The following is a 7,602-nucleotide window of genomic DNA, read 5'->3' as shown; positions in this document are numbered from 1 at the left end:
CCCGCTGACGCCCCGGCCTCACGCGACCTGCCCGCGGTCTCACGGGGCCTGGCGTCACGCGACCCGCTCCCGGCCACACGCGACCCGCTCCCGGTCTCACGCGATCCGGCCTCGGGCCCCCGTGATCCCGCGCCGGGCCCGGCCTGCTCGGGAATCCTCCCGGCGGCGCCGGCGGGCCGTGACGCACTCCCGCACGCACCCCCCGAACCCGCGCCCGCCGCGCCCTCGCCGGCCCTGGCGCCCTTGTCGTTCCGCTCGTCCGCGCCCATATCTCGGCTGGCCCCCGCACGCCGGTCCGTCATGTCGCGGCCAGCGTGGCACAGTGGGACACGACGTCGAGCGGACCGACACAACTACCACTCGTCCGTGGGGTTTCGCCCGATCAGGGGTTCCAGCCGGGCACCCTCACACGGCACAATCCGGGGCCGCGCACGAGGACCAACCCCGCACGCGGCCCCGGATCGAGCACATCGAGCACCTGGACGGCCCCGGCCGCACACCGCCCGTCACCGGGCGGGGTCCGCGTCAGGACGGCCGCGAACGCAGCCCCTCCAGCAGGATGTCCAGCAGCCGCGAGGAGGCAGCCGCCTGCTGCGCCGGGTCCGGCAGCGAGGGCGCGGCGGTCGCGATGACCAGCAGCACGTCCGCCACCGACACGTCCGTCCGCAGCTCGCCCGCCGCCCGCGCCCGGTCGACCAGCCGGCCGACCACGTCGAGCAGCGCCGCCGCTCCGGCGTCGTCGCCCGGCAGACCGGACTCACCGGAGTCCGCCGGGACGCTCCGCTGCTGCGGCACCCGGGCGTCGTCGGCCACGCCGACCCGCAGCACCTGCGGTGGCAGCAGCCGCCCGGCGCCCGAGGCGACCGAGGTGCGCAGGAACCGGGAGAGAGCCGACCACGGCTCGTCCTCCTGGCCCAGCGCGGCCCTCGCCTGGTCCGTCAGACGGGCCGTCTCCTCCTCGGCTATCCGCCGCACCAGCACGTCCTTGCTCGGGAAGCGCCGGTAGACCGTGCCCACGCCCACCCGGGCACGCCGGGCGACGTCCTCCATCGGAGCCCCGTAGCCCAGCTCGCCGAACACCTCGCGGGCCGCGCGCAGCACGTGCTCCAGATTCCGCTGCGCGTCCACCCGCAGCGGCGTCGTGCGCAACCTGCGGGCCGCGGCATGGGCGAGGCCGGTGCCGGTGGCGCCCACCGTCGCCGCGACCGGCGCCGAAGCGGACCGCGCGACGGCCGTGGACGGCCAATGAGATTCCTGAGTCTGCATGTGTAACCCCCCGGTTCTTGCGTCTCCCCCCGGAGACTCCCCACCTTGGACGGCCGGGCCACGAGGAGAGGACGGATGACAAGAAACCCGCCCGACGCGGACACGAACCGCGCATCCCCCCACACCCCGACGCACAACGAACATAGTTGAGAGGGCGTCAATTCAGAAGGGTCCCGTTCCGCGTGGGTGGGCCCTCGAAAGGAGTACACGGCGCACAAGTCCGCGCCGCGCCCCCGCCGGGAGCCCTCGATTCCCCCGCGACCTGCGGATTCCGCCGCGCGCCCCGACGCCACCGCCACGCTCCCGCGATCCGCCGCCGGTCACATGAATTGCCAAGGCTGTGGACAAAGTCCTGAGCGAGGTGCGTCATGGGGTGTGTGATGGTGAAGGAGCGCACCCGGGTACTGGTGGTGGGCGGCGGCTGCGTCGGGATGAACACGGCTCTGCGGCTGCAACGCCGCCTGCGCGCCGAGCTCCGCGCCGGCGCCGTGGAGATCGTCCTGATCACGGCCGACCCGTACATGACGTACCAGCCGTTCCTCCCCGAGGCCGCCGCCGGATCGATCTCCCCGCGGCACGTGGTGGTGCCGCTGCGCCGTGTCCTCGACGGCTGCCGGGTGATCGTCGGAGAGGTGACCGGCGTCGAGCATTCCCGGCGCCTCGCCCGGTACACCACCGCCGCCTCCGGGGAACGCGCCGCCCGCAACCCCTCCGCGCCCCGCGGCGAGTCGATCGGCTACGACGAGATCGTGCTGGCCCCCGGCTCCGTCTCGCGCACCCTCCCGGTGCCCGGCCTGGCCGACCACGGCATCGGCTTCCGCACCGTGGAGGAGGCCATCGGGCTGCGCAACCACGTCCTCGAGCAGCTGGACATCGCCGCCTCCACCCGCGACCCCGCGGTCCGCGAGGCCGCACTCACCTTCGTCTTCGTCGGCGCCGGCTACGCGGGGGTCGAGGCGATCGCCGAACTGGAGGACATATCCCGGTACGCGGTCCGGCACTACAACACCATCGCCCCCGAGGACCTGCGCTGGCTCCTGGTCGAGGCGTCCGACCGCATCCTCCCCGAGGTCGACGAGCAGCTCGCCCGCTACGCACTCACCCAGCTGCGCCGCCGCAACGTCGACGTCCGGCTGTCCACCCGGTTGCGCTCCTGCACCGACCGGGTCGTGGTGCTCGACGACGGCGCACGGCTTCCCGCGCGCACCCTCGTGTGGACCGCCGGGGTTCGGCCATCCCCGATGCTCGCCGCCACGGGTCTGCCGCTGGACCCCCAGGGGCGGCTGCGGTGCACCGGACACCTCGCCGTCGAGGGCGTCCCGCACGCCTGGGCGGCCGGCGACGCGGCCGCCGTCCCCGACCTCGCCGTCGACGCGCCCGGCACCACCGTGGCCCCCAACGCCCAGCACGCGGTGCGCCAGGCCCGGGTCCTCGCCGACAACCTCGTGCGCTCCCTGCGGGGGGAGCCGCCGGAGCGTTACGCCCACGCCCACCTCGGCGCGGTCGCCTCCCTCGGCCTGCGCAAAGGCGTCGCCCAGATCCGCGGGCGCCGGCTCACCGGCCGCGCCGCCTGGCTGCTCCACCGCGCCTACCACCTGGGCCGCCTGCCCACCCTCAACCGCAAGGCGCGGGTGCTCGCCGAATGGACGCTGGCCGGTCTGTTCGCGCGGGAGATCGTCTCGCTCGGCTCGATGGAGCACCCGCGTGCGGAGTTCGAACGCGCTGCCGGGGGAATGCATCCCGACGGCCCTCACCCCGACCCGAACGGGTCCACCTGAGCGGACGAAGGAACTCCGCAAACGCGCCAGGCGTCCAACGGATGTCGGTGCAAACCGCCCCGGACCGCTCCGGGGCTGCCACACTGGTCCACCGTCCGCGGCGGCCGCCCGACCCGGCCGCATTCCGGATCAGGCCGGAGACCACAACCCGAGGCAAGGATTCGTGAACTTCACGCGCTGGAGCGCCCGGCTCCCCGGAACGCAGCGCCGCGCCGCAGCGCGAGCGGGAACGGTGCCCTCCCCGGACGGAGCGACCCCGGGCCGGGAGGCCCAGGAGCGCCGGACCGACGGCTCCGTCCCCGCCGCCCGCGCCGAGCAGCCGGGCGGCAGATCCCGCCCCGGCGCCGCGGCCCTCGACGACCTGGCGGTCCACGAGGTGCTGGACCGCGTCCCCGCCCTGGTCGCCCTGGTCCACGGCACGGACCACCGCGTCGCCTACGTCAACGCCGCCTACACCGCCGCGTTCGGCCCCCGCACCCCGGGCGGAGCGGCCCGCGACCAGCTCCCGGAACTGGTCGGGACCGGCCTGCTCCCGCTCCTCGACCAGGTCCTGCGCAGCGCCCGCCCGCGCACGCTGAAGTCCCGCAAGGCCTCCGACGGCCGCTGCTACACCTTCACCTGCACCCCCGTGGCGGTGGAGGGGGAGCGACATGGTGGCGTGCTGGTCTTCGCCGCCGACGTCACCGACCACGCCGAGGCGGCCGAGCGGCTGCGCGCCAGCGAGCGCCGTCAGCGCGAGACCGCGGTGACCCTCCAGCGCTCCCTGCTCCCGCAGGAGCTCGAGCAGCCCGACGACCTGCGCATCGCCGCCACCTACCACCCCGGCGGGACCGAGGCGGCGGTGGGCGGCGACTGGTACGACGTCATCACCCTCGGCGGCGGCCGCACCGCGCTGGTCATCGGCGACGTGATGGGGCGCGGGGTGCGCGCCGCCGCCGTGATGGGGCAGCTGCGCACCGCCGTGCGTGCCTACGCCCGCTTGGACCTCCCGCCGCACGAGGTGCTCCAGCTGCTGGACGGCCTGGCGTCCGAGATCGACGCCAACCAGATCGCCACCTGCGTCTACGCGGTGCACGACCCCAACGAGGGCCGCCTGGTCTACGCCTCGGCGGGCCACCTGCCGATCCTGGTCCGCGACGCCGAGGGCGAGGTCGTCCGCACCGAGGAGCCCACCGGCCCGCCGCTCGGCGCCGGCGGCTGGGTGCACGCCTCCGCCTCCGTGCCGCTGACCCCCGGGTCGACGGCCGTCCTCTACACGGACGGCCTGGTCGAGCGCCGCGACAAGGACCTCGACGAGGGGATCACCGCGCTGGAGCGGGCGCTGGCCGGCGCGGGCGGCAACCCCCAGGTGATCTGCGACCGCCTGATGCGCTCCGCCGGGGTCACCGCCGACCACGACGACGACGTCGCCGTGCTGGTGGTCCAGCATCCCGAGCGCACCGGCGCCGCGGCGGACCTCTTCCGCCACGCCGAGCTGGAACTGCTCGGCGGCGCCGAGGCCGCCCCGCACGCCCGCGCGTTCACCTCCGGGGTGCTCGCCAGCTGGCGGTTCCCCGCGGACCTCTGCGACCTGGGTGTCCTGGCCGCCAGCGAACTGGTCGCCAACTCGCTCCAGCACGGGGTGCCGCCGATGCGGCTGCGGCTGCGCCGCACCGACCGCCGGCTGATCGTGGAGGTCACCGACGCGGACGACCACCTGCCGCGCCGCCGCCGGGCGGAGCCGGGCGACGAGTCGGGCCGGGGCATCGCGATCGTCGCGACCATCAGCTCCAGCTGGGGCTGCCGGCGCACACCGGGCGGCGGCAAGGCGGTCTGGTGCGAGTTCGCGCTGCGATGAGCGCGCCGGCCCGAGGGGCCGACGCGCTCGGAGTGATCGGCGCTCCCGGGTGCGGGAGCCGCGTGCTTACGCGTCCGCACCCACCGGCGCGGCCGGCGGCGAGGCGGGCGCCGACTGCGCCACCACCCGGGCGCGCGTGGCGTAGGGGTGGTTCTGCGCGGTGGTGAGCTGCCGCTCCAGCACCATCGCGAGCCCTGCCAGGCCGAGGCAGAACAACAGCATCAGCACGATGTAGGGCCCGTGCAGCGCGGCGCCCATCGGCCCGCCCACAGCGGGACCGATCGCCAGCGCCAGCTGCTTGACCAGGGCGAAGGCCGAGTTGTACTGACCGGCCAGCCCGCTGGGCGCGAGATCGGCGACCAGCGGCGCCAGCGTCGGCGACAGCAACGCCTCACCCAGCCCGAACAGCGCGTACACCGAGATGAACGAGACGGTGGCGACGGCCTGGCTCACGTCGGCCAGCCCGGAGAACCCGGCGACCGCCCAGGCGACGGCCCACAGCAGACCCACGCCCGCGATCACCCGGGAACGCCGCCGCCGCTCCACGAACCGCAGCACCAGGAACTGGGCCAGCACGATCATCGCCGTGTTCGCGGCCAGCGCGGTGCCCAGCGTGGACGTCGAGATGCCCGCCGCCTCCACGCCGTAGGCGCTCAGACCCGACTCGAACTGCCCGTAGCAGGCGAAGAACAGCACGAAGCCCAGGACGCAGAGCCAGACCATCGCCCGGTTGCGGAACAGTGCGCGCCAGTCGGCCTTGACCGCGGGCACCTGCTCCGGACCGCCGTCCTCGGGCAGCGCCGCCCTGGGCAGCCGCGTCGTCGCCATCACACCCGTGAGCAGGACGAACATCGCCGCCTGGATGGAGAACAGCAGGACGAACGAGCCGGGGCGCGACGGGTCCACCAGGTGGCCGCCGATCAGACCGCCGACGCCCAGACCGAGGTTCTGCAGGAAGAACTGCGTGGCGAACGCCCGGGTACGCGAGAGGGTGGAGGAGCAGTCGACGACCAGGGTGGCCAGCGCCGGCTGCATCACGGCCTGGCCCGCGCCGAGCAGCGCCGCCGACAGCAGCACCGTGGTGGCGTCGGCGGACAGACCCAGGGCCAGGGAGCCCGCCGCCGCCGTCACCAGCGAGGCCACCAGCACGGGAAGGGCTCCCCGCGACACGATGGCCCGTCCGGCGAACGGGAGCACGATCAGGGCGGCCACCGCGAACACCGCGAGGACCAGCCCCGCTGTCACGGCGCCCAGCCCCCGCACCTGTGCCACATAGACGTACAGATACGGAACGGTGAACCCCAGACCGAACGCGCTGAGCGCGCTGCCCACCTGGATCCGCCGCATCGCCTTGCTCACTGTCACCTGCCTCGCTACTAGTCGTTAACCCTGAACACTTCGAACCTAAAGTTCGAAGCTAAAGACTACACACCCAAGGTCTTCAGATGCCAAGTCTGTGCATGCGATACTCCACACATGGCCGACAACTCCGCAGACCCGACCGCAGCGGCTCTCGACGAGCCGACGCTCGAGGAGCAGATCGCGGCCTACCAGCGGGAGTTCCAGGACCTCGACCCCCAGGTCGAGAAGGTCGTCTCCGCGCTGTCCCGGCTCAACCGGCGCATGAACGTCGCCTACAGCCGCCAGACCTCGGAGCTCGGCATCAGCAACGCCGAGTGGGAGGTGCTGAAGGCCCTGGTCCTCTCCGGAGCCCCCTACCGGATGGGCCCGGGCGAGCTGGCCAAGCGCCTCGGCCTCACCCCGGCCGCCATGACCCACCGGATCGACCGCATGGTCACCGAAAGCCTGGTGACCCGCGAGCGCGACGAGTCCAACCGCGTCCGGGTCATCGTCGAGCTCACCCCGCTCGGGCGCGAGCGGTGGCTGGACGCCATGCGCCTGGCGAGCGTCTTCGAGGAGGACCTCCTCCAGGACCTCTCCTCCGACGAGCGCGCCACCCTGGGCGAGCTGCTCAACCGGCTGCTCATCCGCGTCGAGCACGCCCAGCCGGACGCCGGCGGTCGCCTGACCGACCTGGACTGACCGCGCCGGCCGGGTCTCTTGACACGGCCCCCACCGGTCCGTAAGGTTCTTCGAGTTGCCGCCGAGCCATCACGGTTCCCCGGCAACCGTCCGCCGCTCTCAGCGGCACCTCACACCAGCACGATCACCCCCGCGGGATTCTTTTCGGCATGCCCGGAATGCAATTCACGCGGATCTCGAGGTCTCCGGGCCGGCTCCGAAAAGGGCCGATTGGGAACCGCGGGAAAGATCCGCTAAGGTTTGAGGCGTCGGAACGGCCCAACGGCCGGGAAGACAACCCCCTCTGACTGGGAATCAGGCGCCGAAAGGTTCTGATAGAGTCGGAAACGCCGGAAAGGGAAAACGCCGAAAGGCGAAGGACCTGGAAAGCGCCGAGGAAATCGGAACGGAAACGGTCTGATAGAGTCGGAAACGAAGGAAGCGCCCGGAGGAAGGCCCGAGAGGGTTAGTACAAAGGAAGCGTCCGCACCTTGAGAACTCAACAGCGTGCCAAAAGTCAACGCCAGATATGTTGATACCCCGTCTCCTTCGGAGACGAGGTTCCTTTGAAGAAAACACAGCGAGGACGCTGTGAACCGTCGAGCTTATTCCGCTCGCGGTTCCGCTCATCGTGGTGTCACCCGATTACGGGTAAACATTCACGGAGAGTTTGATCCTGGCTCAGGACGAACGCTGGCG

The 7,602-nt window shown here is 72.8% G+C and carries 5 protein-coding genes; 3 read left to right on the top strand and 2 right to left on the bottom strand.

What is annotated here, in order from left to right:
- Nucleotides 1–525: 525 nt before the first annotated feature.
- Nucleotides 526–1,266 carry a TetR/AcrR family transcriptional regulator gene (locus ACOV8S_RS24880; protein WP_448320457.1) on the bottom strand — a complete coding sequence of 247 codons (741 nt, stop codon included), beginning with the start codon at nucleotides 1,264–1,266 and terminating at the stop codon, nucleotides 526–528.
- Between the two features lie 380 nt (nucleotides 1,267–1,646).
- On the opposite strand from ACOV8S_RS24880, the gene ACOV8S_RS24875 reads away from it, so the two are divergent.
- Together ACOV8S_RS24875 and ACOV8S_RS24870 are read left to right on the top strand one after the other, a co-directional pair.
- Complete coding sequence (locus ACOV8S_RS24875) at nucleotides 1,647–3,044, top strand: NAD(P)/FAD-dependent oxidoreductase (protein WP_448320855.1); 1,398 nt, start codon at nucleotides 1,647–1,649, stop codon at nucleotides 3,042–3,044.
- Between the two features lie 163 nt (nucleotides 3,045–3,207).
- Nucleotides 3,208–4,881 (top strand): ATP-binding SpoIIE family protein phosphatase, encoded by a 1,674-nt coding sequence (locus ACOV8S_RS24870; protein WP_448320455.1) that lies wholly within the window; start codon nucleotides 3,208–3,210, stop codon nucleotides 4,879–4,881.
- Nucleotides 4,882–4,947: 66 nt separating this feature from the next.
- Here the strand turns inward: ACOV8S_RS24870 and ACOV8S_RS24865 are convergent, their stop codons facing one another.
- Nucleotides 4,948–6,240, bottom strand: coding sequence for an MFS transporter (locus tag ACOV8S_RS24865; RefSeq protein WP_448320454.1), 1,293 nt, complete (start codon nucleotides 6,238–6,240; stop codon nucleotides 4,948–4,950).
- Nucleotides 6,241–6,357: 117 nt separating this feature from the next.
- On the opposite strand from ACOV8S_RS24865, the gene ACOV8S_RS24860 reads away from it, so the two are divergent.
- Entirely contained in the window at nucleotides 6,358–6,924 is a 567-nt protein-coding gene (locus tag ACOV8S_RS24860) for a MarR family winged helix-turn-helix transcriptional regulator (protein WP_448320453.1), read from the top strand.
- Nucleotides 6,925–7,602: the final 678 nt, after the last annotated feature.

The sequence above is a fragment of the Streptomyces sp. CO7 genome (assembly GCF_053474865.1).
The sequence above is the reverse complement of the archived record's forward strand: the minus strand, read 5'-3'. Positions and strand labels throughout refer to the sequence as shown.